Origin of the sequence: Marinobacter zhanjiangensis (assembly GCF_014651935.1) — a bacterium.
Lineage (GTDB): Bacteria > Pseudomonadota > Gammaproteobacteria > Pseudomonadales > Oleiphilaceae > Marinobacter > Marinobacter zhanjiangensis.
Genome location: NZ_BMXV01000005.1, coordinates 1 through 20,845, shown reverse-complemented (window position 1 = coordinate 20,845; position 20,845 = coordinate 1). Strand labels below are relative to the sequence as shown.

Genomic DNA, 20,845 nt, shown 5'->3' with positions numbered 1-20,845 from the left:
GTTCTCTGGTGAAAGCTGCCATTTACTTCGCCGCTGCCTGCCAACCAAGGCGTTGATCATACCAGGACCGGAACGCATCGGGGGCCAGCGGTCTGGCGATAGCGAAGCTCTGCGCTTCATCACATCCCAGCTGGCACAGCGTATCTCTCATTGAGGCCGGCTCGTATCCCTCGGCGACGGTCTGATACCCCATGCCATGGGCAAGATCGATAATGGCCTTGAGCATCATCACCTGGGAGTCCCGTCGTTTCCGGCCACCGGCTGAGCTGAACACACGGTCGATCTTGATCACATCCGCCGGCACATTCACCAGGTACGCAAGGCTGCTATAGCCGGTACCGAAATCATCAATTGCCAGGCGGATACCCGCTCTGGAGAGTGCCTTGAGCTGCCTACGGACGGCGCGGCTATTGCCCACCAACGCACTTTCGGTCAACTCCAGCTCAAGGGCATGGGCAGGCAGATTACGCTGTTGGAGACGCCTGATCAGCTGGTCCGTAAAGCCTGCCTGCTCAAAGTTCGAGGCCATCACGTTGGCCGATAGCCGCAATGCCACACCCTGGTCCAACCAGCTCGCTGCCTGGGCAATGGTGGCATCGAGCACCCACTGGGTCAGGTAGTTGGCCATGGGAGTATTCTCGACAAGAGGAATAAACTCCGAAGGCGAGATCTCGCCCAGTTCCGGGTGCCGCCATCGCAACAACGCCTCGGCACCGACACACTCACCGGACTCCAGCGCAACCCGGGGCTGAAACACCAGGCGGAGCTGGTCGGCCCCATTCTGGAGCAGACGGTGCATATCGTTCAGCAGGCGGAAGTGGCGCTGCTGTTCGCTGTCCATTGACGGTGTGAATGTGGCCACGGGGGTTTCCTGCCGCCGCGCACTCTGGCAGGCGCTCTCGGCAAGGCGGACAACGTCGTCGGCCGGGGTGCCTGCCGGCAGGAAGGAGGTAATGCCAATACGGGGGCGGACGATAATAGCCAGGTTGGTCCACAGGGAAAGCCGGCTCAGCTGGCGATGCAGTTGCTTCGTCTCCGCCCGCACCCGCTGCTCGTCGTCCGTCTCCCGCAGGAAAAGATACTGGCAGGGGCCGACGCAGTATAGATGGTGGTCACGGCCGATCAACGTGGTCAGCAAGGTTGTCAGTTGCCAGGCGCCTTCCCGTGCGAGGGTGTCAACCTGGCTGCCGCCCAGAACCCGGGTCACCGTATCCAGCTCAACCACACTGCCAAGCTCGATGAAAATGGCATGATGCCGGCTGGCGGGACGTTCCCGGGCGAGATCCTGCAGGTCGTCATTGAACTGACTGCGGTTCGGTAGCAGCGTCACCGGGTCAATGCGGCCAAGGGCGTGCTGCAGCTCGATCTGCGCCATCACCATGGTACTGAGATCCAGCAGGCTGATGAGTTCGTCACTGGTCGCGGCTCGTGGCTCCGGGCCCAGTACGCAGAGCGTGCCCAGCGTGTAGCCATCGCGGGTATTCAGGGGGGCGCCAGCGTAAAACCGCATACCCAGCTTTGCCTGAGGGCTGTTGCGATAACAGTCATTGGCGAGCAAGTCTTCGATCACCGTCAGTTCCGAACTGGCCGAGACGTCGCTGCAGGGTGATCGATAGCGGGGAACTTCGGTCAACTCGGTACCCACCCGGGACTTGAACCACTGCCTGTCTTCATCCGTCAGTGATACGGCGGCGGCAGGCAGTCCGAACAGCTTGCTGGCCATACGCGTAATGCGATCAAAGGCCTCGCTGGGCGGTGTATCCAGTAGGTTTAACTGGCGCAGCGTGTAAAGTCGTTGGCGTTCATAATCTGACATGGGCCATCCTGTTCCCACACAACCAGATATCCGCACACCCGCCAGAAGCCGGTGCGGAAATCACAGCAAGTGAGCCGTTTTCTACAGGGTAGACGAAGCTTCTGGTTCGTGCCCGGGCCGAAGGGCAAGCATGGACTTGCTCAGCGAAAGCGATTCCTGAATCTGACGCCACTGCCGGCGCTGCATGGATCATTTTGTGAAGATATTTCCGCCGTGAAAACCGTCGTCTTTATATACATAGATTATTGATTTATCTGGAAAATGGCGACTTCAAGCAGTTTGGTCCAGACTGAAACCTGAAAACAGGTTTCAATTTCGACACGTCGCCAAAGGCCAGCCATGATAAGCATGCATGGAGAGTACCGCCGGCATGTGCGATCCGGGATCAGGGTTCCGGTCACTCTGAAGTATGCCAGTCACACCGTTGAAACCAATACTCTGGACGTATCGGCCAGCGGGTTACGCCTGAAAAGGCCGAAGCGGGTTTATATCCGCCCCGGTGAGGTTATTGACGTCGAATTCCCGGACAAGTCTGGTATGAACGTAGCAGCGACCGTGGCGTACACCGGCAAGTCCCACATCGGTTTGCAGCTCAACCTCAGACGTTTTTCCGACACTGAACTGAGTGAACTCTACGACATTGCTCCACCCTGGCAACGCCTGATCGCCACAGGCAAGCGCACGCTTTGGAGGAACAGTCGCCGTTCTGCGGTTTTTTTGGCCAATACCTGGCTGCGCGCCCCCCTTCATGCCCTGGCCAGGCCGCACTTTGTATTTGCAGTGTACGGTAACAGGCAACAGGCCGAGTCCTATTTCACACCCTGGATGGCGCAGCGCATGCCGTCCAATATGGTGCTCGGTTTCATTCGCAATGAGGGCATGCGCGGCCTGCTGGTGGCGTCGCAATTCATGGAGGAGGAGTTGGAGGAAGACTCCAACAAAGTCCGGTTTTACCTGGATCAGTTGCAACGGGACTACCCTGAGGTAGAAAGGATCGCCCTGGTCGGACGGCTTCCCAACTTCGCCATGAAAGCGGGTATCGGGATGAACGAGCCACTGGTGGAAGGCAGCCTGGGAACACGGTATATGATCTGGGACGTGGCGCGGCAAATGCACGAGCGTCCCCGATACAGCCAGCAGAACAGCATTGTCGTGCTGGGAGGCGCAGGGCGCATTGGCAATGCGGTATGCCAGGATCTCACCAGCTTGTATGACAAGGTGATCGGATTTGATTCGCGTTATGAGGAGGACAGGGAAATAGCCACTGACCGGGGTACGGTTCTGCAGACCTCCTCACCAGACCATCTACGGGACGAAAAGCTCTATATCGGCCTGACGACCCATGGTGATGCCGTACTGGAATTCCAGCAATATATCGCTCCGGGCGCCTTGATCGCAGATGATACCCACCCCTGCGTCAGCCTGACGGCCCGGGAACGCCTGCTGGAAAGGCAAATCACGGTGGAAAAGGTGGTGCTTTCCCACGAGGAATTCCTGATGTGGCCACGCATGCCGGCCTGGAACAACCGGGATATTCCGGGATGCCTGGTCGAAGCGCTGGTCCTGCTTCGTCAGCCAGCCGTCGGGCAAGGCGACTTTTCCGCCTTTTGCCAGGAAGCCGGGTTTCTCGGCTTTACCGGCCGCCTGATCAGTCCCCTGGACGAATAGGGTGAACAGGAATGCACCATGCTGAAATACCACCTACGGTCAGCAGGACTCGCGATATTGCTTTTGTTCACCCTTACCGCCAGCGGCAAGGAGCTGACGATTCAGGGAAGTGCGGGTCATTACACCCTGAACAAACACATCGAGTACGTGCTGGGCGATGAACGAACTCTTGGTCAGGTATTGCAGCGGAAACAGTGGCAAACAAAGCACGACAACAGCGTACTGAACCTCGGGTTCACCGACCAGTCAGTATGGCTCAGGACATCCCTGACAATCCCGACCCCCTTGACCCGCCAGTGGTACCTGTTGATTCCCTATCCACTTCTGGAGGAGGTGGATCTCTATATATTGCGTGACGGGCAACGGCCAGAGATCTACCACACCAGCCGCCAGGAGACCGAGCGCCGTCGTGAACAGGCCCACAGCTACCAGGTGGCTCTGCCGTTACCCCGTGATCTGGACGGCCGGGTGGAACTGTTCCTGCGGGCGCGGTCAGCGACATCACTGCAAGTACCGGTCGAGCTCTGGCGCGAGGACCATCTGCTGATTCAGTTTTCACTGGAGAGCCTCTACTGGGGCGCCTATTTCGGCGTGATGTGTGCCCTGGTGATCTACAACCTGTTCCTGTTTCTTTCCCTCAGGGATCCGGCCTACGGCTATTACCTTCTGTACATCGGCTCGATCAGCCTGCTGGTGCTCTCCACGTCCGGGGTCGGGAGCGCCTGGATCTGGGGCGGGCAGCCCATGCTGCCCCGTTATGCCCTGCCCTTCAGCACCGCACTTGCCTCGCTGTTTGCCTTGATGTTCGCACGCAGCTTTCTCAAATGGCAGAACATTTCCTACCGCTGGGATCGCAGCATGAAGATCGCAGCCGCACTGGCCGGGGTGCTGATCGCATATACATTGATTGATCCCATACACGGTGTACTGTTCGCAGGCCTGCTGGGCTCGCTGGTAATTGTGCTGCTCATCGCCGTGGGGCTGGCAGGCCTGAAGGCCGGTATCGCCATCGCCCGCTATTTCGTGCTGGCCTGGACAACCTTTGCCCTGGGGGCAGCCCTGTATTTACTGAGCATCTTCGATCTTCTGCCGGTAAACCTCGTCACCAATCATGCCATGCAAGTCGGCTCAGTCGCCGAGGTGCTACTGCTCTCCTTTGCCCTGGCCCATCGCATCAAGGACGAACGGACGCGCAAGCTGGCGGCGCTGCGGAGACAACAGTTGGCCGAGCGACAGGTCGGCGACCTGCAAATGCAATCCCTTGAACAGGCCATGCACGATTCAACCACCAGGCTGCCCAATGCCTCGCTGCTCAATCAGCAACTGCAGGTAATGATGAGTCAGAAAAAACATGTCGCGCTCACACTGGTCCACTATCCCCAGATCAAAGACATTGCGTCCAGCATGGGTCACCGGCTGGCAGAAGAAATGTTCTGTCAGTTAATGAACAAGCTGGACCATACGCTGGCGGGCCTGGACGGCGTGGTATGCCTGGAAAGCCGACAGGGGGCCTATATTGCGATTCCCGAATTCGGTTCAGCAGCCTTTCTGATTGACCTCGACCAGTTGCAAGGCCCGCTGGAGCCTTTCATCGAGCACGTGGTGGGTAATCATGAAATCACTGTTCAGGCAGTCAGGCTGCCTGTGTTCATGAATCTGCACTGCGGCGTGGCTATCGCCCCGGAGCATGGCGACAGCACGGATACCCTGTTTCAGCATGCCTCGGCGGCGCAGGACCGCAGCGAATCAAGCAACGTTTCGGTGCAAGTCTATAGCGACGAAATCTCCAATTTCGCGAGGCGCCGCCTGGAGCTGGTGACGGCCTTGCCGCCAGCCATCGAGGCCGGGGAACTGGAGCTTTACCTGCAACCGCAAATGAACAGTACCGGCGAGGAGCTGGTGGGCGCGGAGATACTGTTACGCTGGCACAGCCCACGGTTCGGGCCAGTACCCACCGGTGAAGTGATCGAGATCGCAGAACATGCCGGCTTGATGGATCTTCTATCACGCAATATCGTGGCCCAGGCCTGGAGCGCCATTCAGACACTGCAGGAACGACAACTGAACATTACCTGCAGCATCAACCTGTCGGTTCAGAACCTCACCAACAGCCACTTTGTGTCCTTTGCTCTGGCAGGGATCAGGGAACACGCCATCCCCATGAATCGCGTGATCTTCGAAGTGACGGAGACCGCCATGATGCACAACATGGAGGCCGTGATTGGCTCCCTGCTTCAGTTAGCCAACAGTGGCTGCAGGGTCGCCCTGGATGACTTTGGTACTGGCTACTCCTCTCTGGCCTATCTCAGCCGGCTACCCATTCACGAGCTGAAGATCGACCGTTGCTTCATAAGCCAGATGTCGTCCAACCAGAATGACCTGGGAATTGTCCAGAACATCCTGAAACTGGCACATTCCCTCAACCTGGAAACCGTAGCCGAAGGCGTGGAGGACAATAACACCAGGGATCTGCTCACAGGGCTGGGCTGCCACCGGCTGCAGGGTTACCTGTTTGCCAGGCCAATGCCGCTGGAGCAATTCTGCGATTGGGCAGCGGCGCAAAAGGGCTGAGCCCGGCACCCTGAAAACCACGAACTACCCAAGCTATTTCGCCATGTGCCCCACATAGGCGGCGGTAAAGGCGGTTTCCTGAAAGGCCTTCAGTCCGGTCTCGGCAAACGCAATCGGCAGCGGGTTGGCGGCCAGCGTGGACTTGATCAGCGCCGGTGGCAGCAACCTGACTTCCAGCTCAATAGCGTCAATCAATTGAATGGCCGCCTCCAGCTTGAAGCTGATGGCGCCACCGGCGAACTTGCCTTTCGGCATCCGTTCCTTGATCGCGACCCGGGTCACCTCGTACTCGCCCATCAATTGCGCAAAGGCATTCTGGAACTGTTTCAGGTCTTCCCCGGTGTGGTTTTTGCTCAGCGACAGCTTGCGTACCTTGCACTCGGGCAGGCTGAACTGTCCGCGGTCCAGATTCAGCAAACACACCACCGCATCGCTGCCGGTCAGTTCAACGCCGCAAACAATCATCGCATGGCTCTCATTTTGTTCATTGCGCTCAGCCACAGCACTTCTTGAATTTGAAGCCACTGCCACAGCTGCAAGGGTCGTTGCGGGAAGGTACCCTGGCCGTGGTAACCGTCGCCCCTTTGTTCTGTAGGGCGGTCAGTTCGGTGATGGACTCAACGGCGCCGTCACGGGTATCAACCCGGATGTCCGCGTGCAGCTTCGCCCGGGCCACCTGAGCTTCGATCTCCTGCTTGCGCGCCTCACTGGTCACCACCAGCGTTAGCGGGAACTTCCTGCTGCCGCTCTTCTGGCTGGCGTTGGTCTGGAAGCCGCCGCGAGCGGTATGGTGCTGGCGCGCGTCCTGCCGGCCTTTGTAGAAAAATTTGTCTGACATGCTGAGATCCTGATAAGCGGAAGAGTACCCGGAGGCTTGACGACCGCTGGGCGGAGATCTTTTAGCATGCTTTCGGAATCGGTTATATAGGCATATGTGGAATTGTTTCGGCTCATTTCCCGCCAAGAACCGACTGCAACCACTGAGTCAGCTGTGCCTGGTTCATCGCCCCACTCTTGCGGGCCACTTCCCGGCCACCCTGGAACAGGATCAGCGTGGGAATACTGCGAATGCCGAACTGACCCGCCGGCCCGGGCGCCTGTTCGGTGTTCAGCTTGGCAAAGCGGACTTTACCCTGCCACGCCTTTGCCGCCTGCTCAAACTGCGGCGCCATTACCTTGCAGGGACCGCACCAGCTGGCCCAGAAGTCCACCAGCACCGGCAGGTCACTACGCCCGGTATGGGCCGCAAAGCTCTGCTCGGTCAATTCCAGCACGCCACCCGGCCAGAGTGGCTGTTTACAGGCACCACAATTACCACCAGACGCCAGTTTTTCAGCGGGGACCCGGTTTACCTTGTGGCAGTGGGGACAGACTACGTGTCGGAGATCGCCAGTCATGGTTCAGCCTCGTTTGAAATTGCTGAACAATGACATCGGGGCGGTTGGGTAAAAATCAAGCGGTGATGTCAGCCTAGAAGTCCGACAGGACCTCTTGCAGGTCGCTCTTCAGCTCTTCCGGACTGGTGATCCAGAGCTCGCCGTCTGCACCGGGGAGAACACCAACCTCCAGACCGTCCTTGCTTAGCCCCGGCACCCATTTCCTGAAGAAATCCGGCAGGGAGATACTTTTCGGAGAAAGATCGCCTGACCCCTGGGCATAATCGATGGCAAACGCGGCGCCTGGCCAGACCGGCAGGTACGCCACGCCGTCTTCTTCCGAAACAATCTTCAGAAACTGATTGCCGGCGTTGATCAGAATCCAGATTTCGCGCTCCTCAACCACCTCGCTCAGAAAATAGTCGTATCGCTCTTCGCCATCCATCTGGAGTACTTCATGTATCGGGTTGTCACTCATGAGGGGCCACGCTACCTGGTTGGATGTTGTTTCGGGAGTCTAACGTAAAACCGGGGCGGATTGCCCTGCCCCCGAAACGGCAGCCTGGCTTTACGGCTGGCCTTCCAGCCGCAAGGGGCTGATGGGCTTCAGCTGTTCCTGCAGTGATTCCATCGCAAAGCTCACCTTGACGCTACAAGTGGCGGTGCCCTCCTCGCCCGACTGTAACGCCGCCCACAGATTCTTGCCGTCAAAATGGAATCCGGTGATGGATGTCGCCTCGGGACAGGTTTCCGACTTGCCCGCCATCTGCGCTTCAAGCTCGTGATTTAATGCCTCTACGGCCCGCTCCTGAAAGCTCTCGTAACTGTCCCTGTCACGGAACTGCGCTTCCAGATCAAGCTCGGAGCCCGCCACCAGGTCGAGATTCAGAAACCCGGTCTCACTTTCCGGCGACGGCATGGACGCGCAAGTCCACACCGCTTCATACGCCATGCTGAGGATGCCGTTGCCGAGGTAGATCTCTCGGGCATGGAATGCCTCATCCCCCATGTCTTCGCATCGGGCTTGATGTACCAAAGCATCAATGCGCTGGTTTGCGGCGTTAGCTGCCGAGGGGTGGCTCGCTGACACGATTTCAGGGTAAACCCTCGTCACTTCCCAGTACCCGAACGGAAAACGGTCGTCCTGCACGGACGCTTCTTCGGACCGGAGCTCGTACTCGAACTGCCCATTGAGTTCTGTGTTCCCCGGCCCCTCCTGCGTGTTCGTGCTGACGGACGTGGTGGAGGCCTTATCCGTGTTGGCTGTTGCATCGCAACCTGTCAGCAGAAAGCCACTTACGAGAAAACCTAGGGCGAGAGTAAGTTTTGAAAAATCCATTTATCAGGCTTTATTTAAAAGGGTTGTCTGTAACGGCATGAGTCGGCCGCGTGTGGACGCTATTATCCACATCAACGCCCACATAAACAAAACGACCCGCTCACGAGTCGACAAAACGGGTCGGTAAGTGTTCACAGATAGCCCACTCGGGAATCAGTCAGCTGTGGGCTTGAACCAGCGATAAACCCTCATCGGGGGAATGTTCCGCATCTCCAGTTTACAGCTGTCGTGTGACCCCATGATCGGGTCGGTGATGCGGGCCACATCGCTGCGGAACTGATAGGCGATGAAACGCCCACCCTCGGCAAGGTTGCTTTTCACTGCCTCGGCGACCCGGATGGCAACGGGTTCCGGCATTTTCGAGAAGGGAATGCCCGAGATAACTACGTCCGGTTTCCCCAGGTGGTGCGATTCCAGAATCTCTGCCAGATCTTCCGCACTGCCCAGGTGATTGATGAAGCGCGGGTCTGTGATTTCACCGAGCAACTCATGAAAAAAGGGACTCAACTCGATGGAAAGCAGGTTCGCGTCCTGGCCAAGTTGCTGAAGAAAGGTCCGCGTTGTACCGCCGGTGCCGGGACCCAGCTCCACTACCCGTTTGGCATTGGCAAGATCCGACGCTTCGAGGATACGGCGTTCCAGGAATCGTGAACTGGGAATGACCGAGCCCACCTGACGGGGCTCACGCAGGAACCCTCGAAAGAAAGCTGCCGGGCTGGTTCGCCGGTTTGAGCTTTCTTCCGAGCCAATTATTTCCTCACCCATACTCTCTTCGCCCATACTTCTCTCTCAACTGGTCACAAATCAATGCTAACAATGAGACCTGAAAACACAGCCGTCAATCACTATCCGGCTTGGCCGACGGGATCTTCCGGTTCCATTCACGGGCCGGGTCGACTGCCATGATCGTCTCCAATCCTGTGGACACGCACAACCCTGTTCAACACGGGTGGGTTTATGGAGATTCATTAAAGTCGCATACTGAACAATAGACCATTGAGCCATATGAGTGGGCTGCCAGGCCTGGTAACCCGCCGTGAGCGTGAGGGGGCAATGATGATCGACGAAGGCGATATGAAACACCTGGGCCGCTGCGTTGAATTGGCGACCAGAGCTCTGGAAACCGGTAACCCGCCGTTTGGGTCGGTGCTGGTCGATGAAAAAGGCGCGGTGAGGTACGAGGACCATAACCACACCGTCGGTGGCGATGACACTCAGCATCCCGAGTTTGCCATCGCCCGCTGGGCCGCAGCCAATATGACGCCAGACGAGCGTGCAGCGTCGACGGTATACACCTCGGGTGAGCATTGCCCCATGTGTGCCGCCGCCCATGGCTGGGTAGGGCTTGGCCGGATCGTCTATGCCAGCTCTTCAGAACAACTGGTGTCATGGCTTGATGACCTGCACGCGCCGCCGCCTCCCGTAGCTGCCCTGCCAATCAATGACGTTGTGCCCGGCCTGCCAGTGGAGGGGCCTTTTCCGGTGATGGCAGCGGCTGTTCGTGACCTGCACAGGCAGTATCAGGAACGCCTGGGCTAAAAGTGCTCTGAACGAACTGTCGGCAACAAATACAGGTTTTCGATGTTCTATAATTGATCCCGATAGCTGTGCATTCATCGTCGGCTTCATTGATTAACAACAACACCGTTATGCGTCTCAGGTAGTAGTGTTGCTGAATCAAGGGGACATCTGAAAAGCCCGGGGTATCACATGAGGCGAATCATGGCTGGCACTCGAGAGCCCATGTCGAGCGTGGACGCCGCCTGGCTGCGCATGGAAACCGACTGCAATCTGATGATGATTGCAGGGGTGCTGATACTGGACCGCCCAATTGATATTGAGCGGCTGCGAACGGTATTGAACGCCCGCTTCCTGTGCTTCAAGCGTTTTCGTCAGCGGGTAGTCGATGAGGGCAACCGAGTCTGGTGGGAGACGGATCCGGTCTTCCATATCGACCATCATCTTCACCGCATTGGCCTCCCCGGTGACGCCGGAGAGGCGGAACTGCAGCAAGTGATCAGCGATCTGATCAGCACACCATTGAATTTCCGGCGCCCGCTGTGGCAGATGCATCTGGTAGAGCCCTATGGCGAAGGGGCAGCTCTGGTTGTGCGAATCCATCACTGCATCGCCGATGGGCTGGCGCTCGTGCAGGTACTCTTATCCATTACCGACGACGCCGACGAACAGGACTGCGGTGAGCATTCACCATTGGCAATCACCAGCCTGGCAGAGCGGGTACTGAAGCCGGCCCGTGGCCTGGTCAGGCAGGGATTGGGCCTGGGGCACGAGGTACTCGAACAGAGCATCGAGCTGCTAAGACACCCTTCACACCTGGTGGAGCTGGCACGCCAGGGGATTGCGGCGGGATCGGAGTTAGCCCATCTGAGCCTGCTTCCGGCTGATCCCCACGCGTTGAAACACGCCCTCAGTGGCCGCAAACACGTGGCCTGGTCGGCGCCCCTGGACCTGGATCGGGTCAAGGCAACGGCCCATGCGCTTGCCGGCACCGTGAACGATGTGCTTCTCGCCAGCGTCGCTGGCGCCTTGCGCGGGCATCTGCTGGAGAGTGAGGCCCAGGTGTCGGAAGACATCCATGTGGCTGTTCCCTTTAACCTGCGCCCGCGCGAGCAGCCAGTCAGCGAACTGGGCAATCAGTTCGGCCTGGTCGTGGTGCCCCTGCCGGTCGGGCTGGACGATCCCGGTGCCCGGTTCCAGGCGGTACAGGAAGCCATGCGGAACATAAAAAACTCGGCCCAGCCCCAGGCAACCTTCGGCCTGCTCACCATTCTCGGCTACGGGCCGGCCGTGCTGGAACAAACGGCGCTTGAGTTCCTTGCCAGCAAAACCTCGTTGGTGGTGACCAATGTCCCGGGCCCCGGGCAGGCCCGTTTCCTGGCCGGCGCCCGCATACTGCAACCGATGGCCTGGGTTCCCCAGTCAGGAGGCATTGGCCTGGGGCTGAGTATTCTGAGCTACGATGGCACTGTGCAATTTGGCATTGTTGCGGACAAATCGGTGGTGTCGGATATCGAAAAGGTCGTGCACGACGTCCTCATTCAGTTCGAGACGCTCGCACAAAGCATCACCCCGGCTTCGAAACCGGCCCGCCGCCGGCGAAGCAAACCGGGCAGAAAAGCGAGCAAATAACGACTGTGCCTCCATTTTCAGGGAGCCGGGATAGTAGGGTGCAGTCACGCGGCGCCGGGACTTACGTACTTAATCCGCGTAACCTGCTCATTCCATCGATGCGAACGGAGTAACGGCATGATCACAGTTCATCACCTCAATAATTCCCGCTCACAGCGCGTTCTCTGGATGCTGGAAGAACTGGGTGTACCCTACGAGATACAGTATTACGAACGTGATCCCCAAACCATGCAGGCGCCTGCGAGCCTCAAGAAAATACACCCGCTGGGTAAGTCACCGGTGATTACCGACGGCGATCTGGTGGTAGCCGAATCCGGCGCCATTGTAGAGTATCTTGCCCGCACCTATGGCAAAGACACCATGCTTCCGACTGACGGCGGCCAGGCATGGCTTGATTACACCTACTGGCTACACTATGCCGAAGGCTCCCTGATGCCGCCGCTGCTTATGCGGCTGGTGTTTGAAAAGGTAAAAACCAGCCCGATGCCATTTTTTATCAAGCCCGTGGCCAAAGGCATCGCGAACAAAACCAATCAGACCTTCATCGGCCCGATGATTGAAACACACATGGATTTTGTCGAATCCCATCTGGCGAAAAACACCTGGTTTCTCGGGGACAACCTGAGCGGCGCGGATATTCAGATGAGTTTCCCCCTGGAAGCCTCCGTGGCCCGGGGCATTGTCGGCAGGAACCACCCCCATATCATCGCCTGGGTGGAGCGTGTGCACGCCAGGCCGGCTTACCAGAAGGCCCTCGAAAAAGGCGGGGAATACGATTTTGCCTGAATTGCCTCAAAACCGGACCCGATGACTCAGGAGATCCAATGCCCTACCAGTTTGAAGACCTGAAAAGCAGCTGCCAGACGGAATGGTGCGCCTACATAGAACACAGCTTCGTGCAGCAGCTGGGCAATGCATCGCTGGCGCCGGAGGCGTTCCAGCACTACCTGAAGCAGGACTATCTTTTTCTGATCCAGTTTGCCCGGGCCTTCGCCCTGGCCGCCTACAAAAGCCCGACCCTGTCGGACCTCCGCCAGGCCAAGGAAGGCCTGCAAGCCATCGTGGACGTGGAGCTGGGCCTGCACATCGACTACTGCAAGGAATGGGGGATATCCGAGGAAGAGCTGGCCAACCTGCCGGAAGCCCGCGCCACCCTCGCGTATACACGCTATGTGCTGGACGCCGGCAACCGCGGCGACCTGCTGGACCTGCACGTTGCGCTGTCACCCTGCATGGTGGGTTATGGCGAAATCGCCAACCGGCTGAACAGCCGGGCGGAAACCATTCGCGGTGACGACAACCCGTACGATGCCTGGATCGCCATGTATGAAAGCGATGAGTTCCAGGAAGCCATGCACGCGGAAATCCGCTGGCTGGATGAGCGGCTGGCTGATGTCTCCCCCGCTCGCTTTCAGCAACTCACCCGCATCTTCAGCGACGCAACCCGGCTTGAGATCGATTTCTGGGAGATGGGGCTGAAGCTGAGCGATTGATTGAGTGTCAACGGGGGCCCAGTTGACATGCCCTGAGGTTCATTGAAGGATAGGACAGTATGACCAGAGCCAACGATGAATCAGAAGACCCAAACAACGGCAACGGCGCATCAGCCGAGCTGCTGACGGCGCTTGACACGGCCATCAAACGCCTTGCGGAAGCCAATGCCATTCATGGCGTCTCGCCGGTCTTCGAGGTGATCGATGCGGCAAAACCCCTGATGCTCAGCCAGGAAGGACTGGAAGCACTTTACGAACGCGTACCGGCCATTGAGTCAGCGGGCCTGTTTGGTGGAAGCGACTGGGACTATCCCCAGACACTGGTGCCCTCCCTGGCCGCACGCACGGTTCGCCACGGGGACCCGACCGCAACACTGGTTGAATGCCTGAGCCAGATTCGTCTTCTGGCGGTGGCCAAAGGCGATTACACTCACGCGTCTATTTCGGCGGAACACGCCCATCACTTTCTCGCCCAGGTACTGGCGATGAATCTCGACCTGGTCGTTGGTGATCTGCATGAGAGCGACCGGCTGCGGCCCGAACAGCTCGGCTACGCCGTTCAGAACCTGTATCGCTACCTGCTGCAGCATCTGGGCTACGAAAACCTCCTGGAAGATCTGGTCGCCGAAGTGTGGCGCATTCTCGCGCAACGCCCCGTCCAGGTCGCGGGTGTCAAACACATGGTGACCCAGATAGCGGTCTGCCTGGAGAAACCGGACGCGCTGGGTGGCGAAGTCAGCGACAACGCAGTGCAACTGATTAACGCCGTGTTCAGCCCCACCGAGGGCTGCCGTGAAGATCCCGGCTTTGAGGTCTATGCTGAACGATTGGCGGAAATGGACGATGCCACCCTGCTACAGGAGGCCATCGCTTTCGCCGGGGCCATGCACTCTACCGGCCTGGTGTCGGCCTACATGCCGGTGTTCATACGCTACCTGCGTGAGCGCTGGAACGAGCTGATTCCCACGGCCCTGGGGCTGAGCTACACAGGTGCCGACGCTTTTCACTGCTACCCCGCGTTGATTCATCGCCTGATTGACGAAGCCCTGTTTCCAGAGACCAGCCAGTGCGCCTATGGCCTGGCCATGATGCTCGAGCGGGGCATTCTCTACTCGCCCCCGGTGGCGCCTTCCCTTTGGCGCCAGATACGCCTGTCGCTCTGCGACGCTGCGGCCGAGAAGATTGAGGCCGTGTTCGGCAGCAGCCGTTCCCCCGAATGCTTTTTGCTGGCCGACGTGCTCAATGTGCTTGGGCGCCCGCTGGGCATCGGACAGGGAAACTATCCCACCTGTCAGTCCACCCGCGCCCTGTCCATGTGGGCCTATAACATGCCGGCAGAAATGCTGCGGATCCTTGCCTGGGCGGCGCGGGACGATGAAATCGTGATGCGCTTTGAAGGTAACAGCATATCGTCGCGGGAGCTTGGCGCCGGGCTGGCGACCGAGCCGTCGGTGGATGTGGATGCGGTATCCCTGCTGACCGTGCCGCACCTGGATCGCATCTATTTTGAAATGGGTCGACGCAGTGTCGGGCGCGGGGAAGACCCCCACAAATGGGTCAACGCAGAATTCCATGGCGATCATGTCGGCCACGGGTTTCGCATCGCCGTCGATGTGTTTACCGGTGGCCTCAAGGACTTCGAAGGGTTTGTTCGCGATTTTTATGCCGCCTATCACCCCTTCTACAACGGCGACATTCCGGTCATCAATCCGCAACCGGCCGGCATTGCCGTGACCGACAGCGCCACGCGGTTCCTTGGCTGGCACGCAATCACCATCCAGCGGGTGGCGCTGGACACAGACAAAACCATGCGGGTCTACTTTTTTAACCCCAACAACGACAGCGGGCAGAACTGGGGCCAGGGCATCGTCACCTCAACCCAGGGCCACAACGAGCGTTATGGCGAAGCCTCGCTACCGGTGGCCGAGTTCGTCTCCCGCCTGTACGTATTTCACTATGACCCGCTCGAAAAGGGTGACCCGGGCAACATTCCCGCAGAGGACGTTAACCGGGCCATGGAGCTGGCAAAAGGCAGCTGGGCCTCGGGGCGCTAGAAAACCGGCTTCGGGCGAACAGAGTCAGCCCGAAAAACAATCACGAAACAGATCGGTTCCGGTCTTCCATCACCCGGAGCCCCCCGGCTCCGGTTTCTCTTCATCAAGCCAGGTACCGCAATATTTACAGTAGTTGGCGTCATTCTCATGTCGATGTTTGCCGCATCCCGGACAGGCTTGATCAGAGTATCGTTCTGCACGCAGGGAGCGAATAACTTCCGCGGAAAAAACGCCAACGGGAAGCGCAATAATCGAGTAACCCGTCAACATGATCATCATGGAAATAAACTGACCCCAGGGTGTAACGGGTGTGATATCGCCATAGCCCACTGTCGTCAGTGTCACGATTCCCCAGTAAATGGATACGGGAATACTGGTAAAGCCTGCTTCCGCCGGTTCAATGAGATAAAGCAGAGAAGAAAAGATGGTCACGACCATCAGCACTGTGAACAGAAAAAGCAGGATCTGGTCCCGGCTGCGAAGCAAAGCGTCCATCAGCAGGCGGCCCTCGCCCACTACCGTCATCATTTCCAGTACCCGTAACAGGCGAAGGGTACGCAGTAAGCGCAATACGACGAGGGTCTGTGCACCCGGGAACAGGAGTGCCAGCCAGGTAGGCATGACAGCCAGAACGTCGACAACTCCGTAAAAACTTTTCAGATAGAGCTTCGGCTTCTCCAGGCAATAAATACGCAGGCCGAGTTCAAGAGTAAACAGTAGCGTTACACCCCATTCCAACCTGTAAAAGAGCTCACCGAAGCGGGCATGATATTCCGGAACGCTGTCCAGGAGAATAATCCCGACGCTGAAAAATATGAGCAAAGCCAAAAAAACATCAAAGCCTTTGGCCAGGCGGGTGTCTGATTCGAAAATGACTTGAAACAGGCGGGTTTTGATTCCCAGGCCGCCCGGTTTTTCTGTCGTCATTTAAGCTGCCTCTTTAACCACCACTGACAATCCGGCGACTCCGCCAAACCCGGGGCCTTCCAATTTACAGATACCTGCCGCCGGCACCGATCGCCACCACGATAAGCCCAAGAATCAGGTTAATGCCGACCAGCTTGCGGATCTGTCCCACCTGGCGCCCACCTTCCTGGGGATCCTTGTTGGCAACGGCCTGCTTCAGCCGCCGGAAGGGCGCGAAATAGACATGAAAATAGAGCAGGATCATCACAATCCCCAGCCCCTGCATGGCGTGGATATGCCAGCCGGCCCCGGCCATGCCACCGAATACGCTGAAAACCATCCAGTAACCGGTTACCAGCAACAGGATCACGGCCGCCCATACCCACCGGAAAAACCGTGACAGGGTATGACACCAGAGTACGCCCCTTTGAGACGCATCAATCACCTCGACTACCGCCGGCCGCATGGCCATATAGGCGAAAAACATGCCGCCAACCCAGATCACGGCAGAGAGAACATGTAGTGCAACAGCCAGACTCATAAAGCGGCTCCGGAATGGGAAATTTGTTTGCTCAGCATAAGCGTCACCTGCCGCAAAACCAACTGCTTCGACACAGATCAATTCTGTGCAATTAAAGCCTGACCGCAGGTTGCCAGAAGTACTCGGCGGCTGCCCCGCTGCCGACCGACTCAGCGCCAGCATCCTGTTGCGGAGGAACTCCGTCAGCGAGATCGATAAACTGGTTCTGTTCCGGCTTCGGAGGCAAAAGGCGAGACCTGCCCCTTATCTTTCAATCGCTAATCGACAGATAATCGGAACAGATCTATTCTTGTGTTGCTTCGTTTGCCATTCTTGGAACAGTCCACCGAAAGACGCCAAGAGCAGATATATCCCGGTTTTCCGTACCGGTTTTTCATAGAGAAGGAGACAGACAGTGACGGACGAATCACTCCAGGGGCAACTGAACAACGCTGTAAAAAGCGCGATGCGAAACAAAGATAAAACACGGCTCGGTACGCTGCGTATGGCTCAATCCGCGATCAAGCAGATCGAGATTGATGAACGCCGCGACCTGAGTGACGAAGACGTGCTGAAAGTGCTGGACAAAATGCTCAAACAGCGCCGCGACGCGGCTGCGCAATACGATGAGGCCGGCCGGGAGGATCTGGGCGACAAGGAAAGGGCGGAAATGGTAGTGATCGAGGAATTCATGCCCGGAGCCCTGTCCGAAGATGACCTGGATGCCCTTATCCGCACCACCATCAGCTCAACCGACGCCCAGGGCATGCAGGACATGGGGCGCGTGATGAACGAGCTGAAGCCGCAGGTGATCGGGCGGGTTGATATGGGGCACCTGAGCAAGAAGGTTCGGGAGCAACTGGCCGGCTGACCACAGGGGCAATCCGCAAGGCCCGGTTCAGACTGATCCATGGATCCTGGCATCAGCCAGGTCTTCTTCCGGGGCGTGGTTTCACCGGTGTTTCCGGTAATGGCGCGTGATCTTCTTCACCAGCACCTGAACGCTCGCCCCGGGCTTTTATCGGCTTCAGAACGCCCCGGTCTCGGCCAGCTGCCGTATGATCTGGATGGTTTCAACGTCTGTGGCCACATACGCCTCGTGGAGATACTGGTCATAGGGCATCGAATCCCCCGGATTCTCGATGCTCGCGGTGTGATAGCGGAAGCGGACAAAAAGCGCCCCCGGTTCCGGCTCTTCAATATCCATCACAAGCGAGGCCGCCGGAACGGTGTTGGTTGGCCGAGTTCGATATTCGATTCTCGCCTCATGCCAGAATGTGACTTCATCAACCACCTCAAGCCCCGGCAGCTGCAGGCACCGTTTCATCCAGGCCGGCTCTCGCTCAAGAATCTCGTAATCGTCAACGCCTACCAGGAACTTGTCCGGGCGCCGGGCCCGGAGCGCCAGACCTTCCCATACCTGGAATCGAGTCAGCATCGGCAACTCTGGCCTGGTCAGGTCGTTTATCTGAACGATGTGTTCAAAAGTCACGTGACCTCCTGTGTGCTGATGTCAGCTACCAGCTACCACTCTGCCAGCCACGCTACCTTTATAAAAACCCTTTCGATCCGGTTTGTGGCGGGCCCAACCAATCAAGTCGGCAGTTCGATGATTTCGCCAGCCACCCGGTCTTCGCTCACCTCCAGCCGCCCTACCGTGATCGGCAGAGTAAAGCGCCGGGGCCCGGCACCGCCCGGATTGAAGTAGAGCACGTCGCCGATCCACTCGTTACGGGGTTTGTGGGAATGGCCGGCGACAACCACACGGTAGCGACCTTGCGGATCCATGTTGAGGGTTTTGACGTCGTGAAGCATGTAGAACGCGTGACCGAGAAATTCCAGATCCCGAACATCGGGAAGATTCGCAGCACGGCCTGTTTTGTCGATATTGCCGCGAATCGCCACCACCGGCGCGATCGCGTCCAGCGCTTCCAGAACCTCGTCCCGCCCGACGTCACCGGCGTGAAGGATCAGGTCCGAGCCTTGCAATACGTCCAGGGCTTGGGGACGCATTTTGCTGTGGGTGTCTGCTATTACGCCGAGTTGCATGCTTCAGCCCTATATCACTTTTTACCTCATGAGGAATGAGTCTTTACCTCAATGATGCCCACCCGGTCCATGCGCATGGCCGTGAGCCAGCTCTTCGGCATCGGCTGCGCGTACTTCAATGATGTCGATATCGAAGGTCAGGGTTCTACCGGCCATGGGATGGTTGGTGTCGACATCGGCAAACTTGTGGCCGACCTTGGCGACAACCACATGGCGAGGGCCCTGCTCGGTTTTCACCTGGGCGATCATGCCAGGTTTCCAGCGTCTGGCACCGGTCAGATGCTTGATCGGCACACGCTGAATGGCATCGGGCTTGCGCGGACCGTAGGCTTTATCCGGCGCGACGGTAACACTGAAGTTTTCGCCGGCGTGGCGCCCCTCCAGGGCTTCTTCCAGGCCGCGGATAATGCCGCCGTGGCCATGCAGGTAGGCGTTCGGCTCGCCGCCACGGGAGTCTTCAACAACATTGCCCTGTTCATCACTGACACTGTAGTGGAACAGGACCACTTGATTCTTTTCGATGGGCATAGGGTCCTCTGCGATGGTTCAAAGTGCCCCATTATAACCAGCAGCGGCATTGGCTGCAGTGGCCCCTGCAATCAGGCCGGCTCGAATCGTTCCTGCAGCCACGCCTTGATATCGGCAGACTCGTACAGCCATCGCTCACTGCCATCATCCTGACGAATCTTCAGGCAAGGCACCTTGATGCGACCGCCGCCAGTCTCCAGTGCTGCACGATGCTGTGGGTCGTGCTGGGCATCGCGGGTTTCAATGTTCAGACCCAGCCGGGCCATTTCCTTGCGTACCTTGATGCAGAACGGACAGGCGCTGAACTGGTACAGAGCGAGATCTTTGCTGGCCTCGTCGACGAGGGCCTGATCTTCAGCGGCGCGGGTCATGCCCTTGGGCGTGCTGAGCTTTTCACTCAGCAGCATGAAGGGCGTCAGGACCAGGCGCAGGGTGCGGAAAAAATAGCGAATAATAACTCTCATGGGTAAGGCTCAAACTCCGGATTGAAGGTGACTTGCCGGTTGTCGGCATCCCGGCTGGATTTGCGTACTTGATAGCGGTGCGCGAGGATATCACTTCATCCGGTCGATCCGATAACAACCGGAACAGCGATCCGCCCCGATTTGCAGTCTTTGCTGGCGGTTAACAGGAGGTCCCGATGAAGCTGATGATTCTTGGAGCAACAGGTGCCGTCGGCAGCCAGGTGCTGGATCAGGCCTGTCAGGATGGCAGGTTCGAAACCATCGTGGCTCCCACCCGTCGGCCGCTGGGGTCCCCCGGAAAGGCCCACAACCCGATCACTCCCTTTGACCTGCCACTGCCGCCGGCCGACTGGTGGGCGGTCGATGCCGTTATCTGCTGCCTCGGAACGACTCTTAAACAGGCTGGCTCGAAGCAGGCCTTCTATCGGGTTGATCACGATCTGGTACTTGCCTGCGCAGAGCAGGCCCGGGCCGCTGGCGCCAGCGTGTTTGTCCTGAACTCGGCCCTCGGGGCGAATCCGAAGAGCCGGAGCTTTTATTTGCGTACCAAGGGAGAGGTGGAATCGGCTGTAGCCCGGATGGGGTTTGAGCGAGTAGTACTGGCAAGGCCCTCGCTGATTGACGCCGAGCGGGAGGACAACAGGCCGGCCGAGAAACTGGGCCTGATGGCCAGCCGTCTGCTGGCGCCCCTTATCCCCAAGCGCTATCATCCGGTTAGCGCCGGTGCCATTGCGGCCACCCTCTTACGGGAAGTGACGGGTGGGCCTGGCGTGATCACACTGGCATCCGAACAGTTGGGGCACGACTAGTGTGCCGTGCGGTTAATTCGCTGATCTACTGAGCCCCTGAGGGCCTTGAGAGCAAGGCGCGGTGGCGAAGGTTTGGTGGTTCCAAATCGAGGCAGCGCAACG

22 protein-coding genes are annotated in these 20,845 nt (G+C 58.3%); 9 read left to right on the top strand and 13 right to left on the bottom strand.

Annotated features, from left to right (window positions below; genetic code table 11):
- Nucleotides 1-22: 22 nt before the first annotated feature.
- Nucleotides 23-1,816 (bottom strand): sensor domain-containing phosphodiesterase, encoded by a 1,794-nt coding sequence (locus IE079_RS11140; RefSeq protein WP_189576414.1) that lies wholly within the window; start codon nt 1,814-1,816, stop codon nt 23-25.
- Nucleotides 1,817-2,155: 339 nt separating this feature from the next.
- On the opposite strand from IE079_RS11140, the gene IE079_RS11135 reads away from it, so the two are divergent.
- Nucleotides 2,156-3,484 carry a PilZ domain-containing protein gene (locus IE079_RS11135; protein ID WP_189576412.1) on the top strand — a complete coding sequence of 443 codons (1,329 nt, stop codon included), beginning with the start codon at nt 2,156-2,158 and terminating at the stop codon, nt 3,482-3,484.
- An 18-nt stretch (nt 3,485-3,502) separates the two neighbouring features.
- A complete protein-coding gene (locus tag IE079_RS11130; RefSeq protein WP_189576410.1) occupies nt 3,503-6,055 on the top strand; it encodes an EAL domain-containing protein in 2,553 nt (850 codons plus the stop codon).
- 33 nt (nt 6,056-6,088) lie between these two features.
- Here the strand turns inward: IE079_RS11130 and IE079_RS11125 are convergent, their stop codons facing one another.
- From IE079_RS11125 to IE079_RS11100, 6 genes are all read right to left on the bottom strand, one after another.
- On the bottom strand, nt 6,089-6,520 hold the full coding sequence (locus tag IE079_RS11125; RefSeq protein WP_189577044.1) for a DUF3010 family protein: 432 nt from the start codon (nt 6,518-6,520) through the stop codon (nt 6,089-6,091).
- Between the two features lie 28 nt (nt 6,521-6,548).
- Nucleotides 6,549-6,893, bottom strand: a complete 345-nt coding sequence (locus IE079_RS11120; protein WP_189576408.1) for a PBPRA1643 family SWIM/SEC-C metal-binding motif protein — start codon at nt 6,891-6,893, stop codon at nt 6,549-6,551.
- Nucleotides 6,894-7,005: 112 nt separating this feature from the next.
- Nucleotides 7,006-7,452, bottom strand: a complete 447-nt coding sequence (gene trxC / locus IE079_RS11115; RefSeq protein WP_189576406.1) for a thioredoxin TrxC — start codon at nt 7,450-7,452, stop codon at nt 7,006-7,008.
- Between the two features lie 73 nt (nt 7,453-7,525).
- The gene (locus IE079_RS11110; protein ID WP_189576405.1) at nt 7,526-7,909 is read right to left on the bottom strand and encodes a DUF2750 domain-containing protein; all 384 of its coding nucleotides are present in this window, start codon (nt 7,907-7,909) and stop codon (nt 7,526-7,528) included.
- Between the two features lie 90 nt (nt 7,910-7,999).
- A complete protein-coding gene (locus IE079_RS11105) occupies nt 8,000-8,770 on the bottom strand; it encodes a hypothetical protein (protein ID WP_189576404.1) in 771 nt (256 codons plus the stop codon).
- Nucleotides 8,771-8,923: 153 nt separating this feature from the next.
- Complete coding sequence (locus IE079_RS11100; protein WP_227712460.1) at nt 8,924-9,550, bottom strand: class I SAM-dependent methyltransferase; 627 nt, start codon at nt 9,548-9,550, stop codon at nt 8,924-8,926.
- 225 nt (nt 9,551-9,775) lie between these two features.
- Here IE079_RS11100 and IE079_RS11095 point away from each other — a divergent pair, with 225 nt between their 5' ends.
- The 5 genes from IE079_RS11095 to IE079_RS11075 all read left to right on the top strand — a co-directional run bounded on the left by IE079_RS11095 (nt 9,776) and on the right by IE079_RS11075 (nt 15,467).
- The gene (locus IE079_RS11095; RefSeq protein WP_227712459.1) at nt 9,776-10,309 is read left to right on the top strand and encodes a nucleoside deaminase; all 534 of its coding nucleotides are present in this window, start codon (nt 9,776-9,778) and stop codon (nt 10,307-10,309) included.
- Between the two features lie 183 nt (nt 10,310-10,492).
- Complete coding sequence (locus tag IE079_RS11090) at nt 10,493-11,920, top strand: WS/DGAT/MGAT family O-acyltransferase (protein ID WP_189576403.1); 1,428 nt, start codon at nt 10,493-10,495, stop codon at nt 11,918-11,920.
- A gap of 117 nt (nt 11,921-12,037) precedes the next feature.
- Nucleotides 12,038-12,706 carry a glutathione S-transferase family protein gene (locus IE079_RS11085; protein WP_189576402.1) on the top strand — a complete coding sequence of 223 codons (669 nt, stop codon included), beginning with the start codon at nt 12,038-12,040 and terminating at the stop codon, nt 12,704-12,706.
- A gap of 38 nt (nt 12,707-12,744) precedes the next feature.
- Nucleotides 12,745-13,413, top strand: a complete 669-nt coding sequence (gene tenA, locus IE079_RS11080; RefSeq protein ID WP_189576401.1) for a thiaminase II — start codon at nt 12,745-12,747, stop codon at nt 13,411-13,413.
- A 59-nt stretch (nt 13,414-13,472) separates the two neighbouring features.
- Complete coding sequence (locus tag IE079_RS11075) at nt 13,473-15,467, top strand: hypothetical protein (protein ID WP_189576400.1); 1,995 nt, start codon at nt 13,473-13,475, stop codon at nt 15,465-15,467.
- Nucleotides 15,468-15,536: 69 nt separating this feature from the next.
- Here IE079_RS11075 and IE079_RS11070 read toward each other — a convergent pair whose 3' ends face one another.
- On the bottom strand, nt 15,537-16,394 hold the full coding sequence (locus IE079_RS11070) for an ion transporter (protein WP_189576398.1): 858 nt from the start codon (nt 16,392-16,394) through the stop codon (nt 15,537-15,539).
- 64 nt (nt 16,395-16,458) lie between these two features.
- A complete protein-coding gene (locus tag IE079_RS11065; RefSeq protein ID WP_189576396.1) occupies nt 16,459-16,914 on the bottom strand; it encodes a CopD family protein in 456 nt (151 codons plus the stop codon).
- Between the two features lie 394 nt (nt 16,915-17,308).
- Here IE079_RS11065 and IE079_RS11060 point away from each other — a divergent pair, with 394 nt between their 5' ends.
- Complete coding sequence (locus IE079_RS11060; protein ID WP_189576394.1) at nt 17,309-17,764, top strand: GatB/YqeY domain-containing protein; 456 nt, start codon at nt 17,309-17,311, stop codon at nt 17,762-17,764.
- Nucleotides 17,765-17,920: 156 nt separating this feature from the next.
- Here IE079_RS11060 and IE079_RS11055 read toward each other — a convergent pair whose 3' ends face one another.
- The 4 genes from IE079_RS11055 to IE079_RS11040 form a co-directional block, all read right to left on the bottom strand.
- Entirely contained in the window at nt 17,921-18,385 is a 465-nt protein-coding gene (locus IE079_RS11055) for an AtaL-like protein (protein WP_189576392.1), read from the bottom strand.
- 101 nt (nt 18,386-18,486) lie between these two features.
- Nucleotides 18,487-18,942, bottom strand: coding sequence for a metallophosphoesterase family protein (locus IE079_RS11050; RefSeq protein WP_189576390.1), 456 nt, complete (start codon nt 18,940-18,942; stop codon nt 18,487-18,489).
- A gap of 48 nt (nt 18,943-18,990) precedes the next feature.
- Entirely contained in the window at nt 18,991-19,470 is a 480-nt protein-coding gene (locus tag IE079_RS11045; protein ID WP_189576388.1) for an FKBP-type peptidyl-prolyl cis-trans isomerase, read from the bottom strand.
- A 71-nt stretch (nt 19,471-19,541) separates the two neighbouring features.
- Nucleotides 19,542-19,934: a glutaredoxin family protein gene (locus IE079_RS11040; protein ID WP_189576386.1), complete on the bottom strand. Its 393-nt coding sequence runs from the start codon at nt 19,932-19,934 to the stop codon at nt 19,542-19,544.
- Between the two features lie 176 nt (nt 19,935-20,110).
- On the opposite strand from IE079_RS11040, the gene IE079_RS11035 reads away from it, so the two are divergent.
- Nucleotides 20,111-20,743: a Rossmann-fold NAD(P)-binding domain-containing protein gene (locus tag IE079_RS11035; RefSeq protein ID WP_189576384.1), complete on the top strand. Its 633-nt coding sequence runs from the start codon at nt 20,111-20,113 to the stop codon at nt 20,741-20,743.
- Nucleotides 20,744-20,845 lie beyond the last annotated feature (102 nt).

Coding starts and splice junctions, on each gene's coding strand:
- IE079_RS11090 (WP_189576403.1), top strand. CDS start 10,493: ATGGCTGGCACTCGAGAGCCCATGTCGAGCGTGGACGCCGCCTGGCTG.
- tenA (WP_189576401.1), top strand. CDS start 12,745: ATGCCCTACCAGTTTGAAGACCTGAAAAGCAGCTGCCAGACGGAATGG.
- IE079_RS11095 (WP_227712459.1), top strand. CDS start 9,776: ATGAGTGGGCTGCCAGGCCTGGTAACCCGCCGTGAGCGTGAGGGGGCA.
- IE079_RS11070 (WP_189576398.1), bottom strand. CDS start 16,394: ATGACGACAGAAAAACCGGGCGGCCTGGGAATCAAAACCCGCCTGTTT.
- IE079_RS11035 (WP_189576384.1), top strand. CDS start 20,111: ATGAAGCTGATGATTCTTGGAGCAACAGGTGCCGTCGGCAGCCAGGTG.
- IE079_RS11075 (WP_189576400.1), top strand. CDS start 13,473: ATGACCAGAGCCAACGATGAATCAGAAGACCCAAACAACGGCAACGGC.
- IE079_RS11125 (WP_189577044.1), bottom strand. CDS start 6,520: ATGATTGTTTGCGGCGTTGAACTGACCGGCAGCGATGCGGTGGTGTGT.
- IE079_RS11045 (WP_189576388.1), bottom strand. CDS start 19,470: ATGCCCATCGAAAAGAATCAAGTGGTCCTGTTCCACTACAGTGTCAGT.
- IE079_RS11120 (WP_189576408.1), bottom strand. CDS start 6,893: ATGTCAGACAAATTTTTCTACAAAGGCCGGCAGGACGCGCGCCAGCAC.
- trxC (WP_189576406.1), bottom strand. CDS start 7,452: ATGACTGGCGATCTCCGACACGTAGTCTGTCCCCACTGCCACAAGGTA.
- IE079_RS11130 (WP_189576410.1), top strand. CDS start 3,503: ATGCTGAAATACCACCTACGGTCAGCAGGACTCGCGATATTGCTTTTG.
- IE079_RS11100 (WP_227712460.1), bottom strand. CDS start 9,550: ATGGGCGAAGAGAGTATGGGTGAGGAAATAATTGGCTCGGAAGAAAGC.
- IE079_RS11110 (WP_189576405.1), bottom strand. CDS start 7,909: ATGAGTGACAACCCGATACATGAAGTACTCCAGATGGATGGCGAAGAG.
- IE079_RS11085 (WP_189576402.1), top strand. CDS start 12,038: ATGATCACAGTTCATCACCTCAATAATTCCCGCTCACAGCGCGTTCTC.
- IE079_RS11135 (WP_189576412.1), top strand. CDS start 2,156: ATGATAAGCATGCATGGAGAGTACCGCCGGCATGTGCGATCCGGGATC.
- IE079_RS11050 (WP_189576390.1), bottom strand. CDS start 18,942: ATGCAACTCGGCGTAATAGCAGACACCCACAGCAAAATGCGTCCCCAA.
- IE079_RS11105 (WP_189576404.1), bottom strand. CDS start 8,770: ATGGATTTTTCAAAACTTACTCTCGCCCTAGGTTTTCTCGTAAGTGGC.
- IE079_RS11065 (WP_189576396.1), bottom strand. CDS start 16,914: ATGAGTCTGGCTGTTGCACTACATGTTCTCTCTGCCGTGATCTGGGTT.
- IE079_RS11140 (WP_189576414.1), bottom strand. CDS start 1,816: ATGTCAGATTATGAACGCCAACGACTTTACACGCTGCGCCAGTTAAAC.
- IE079_RS11040 (WP_189576386.1), bottom strand. CDS start 19,934: ATGAGAGTTATTATTCGCTATTTTTTCCGCACCCTGCGCCTGGTCCTG.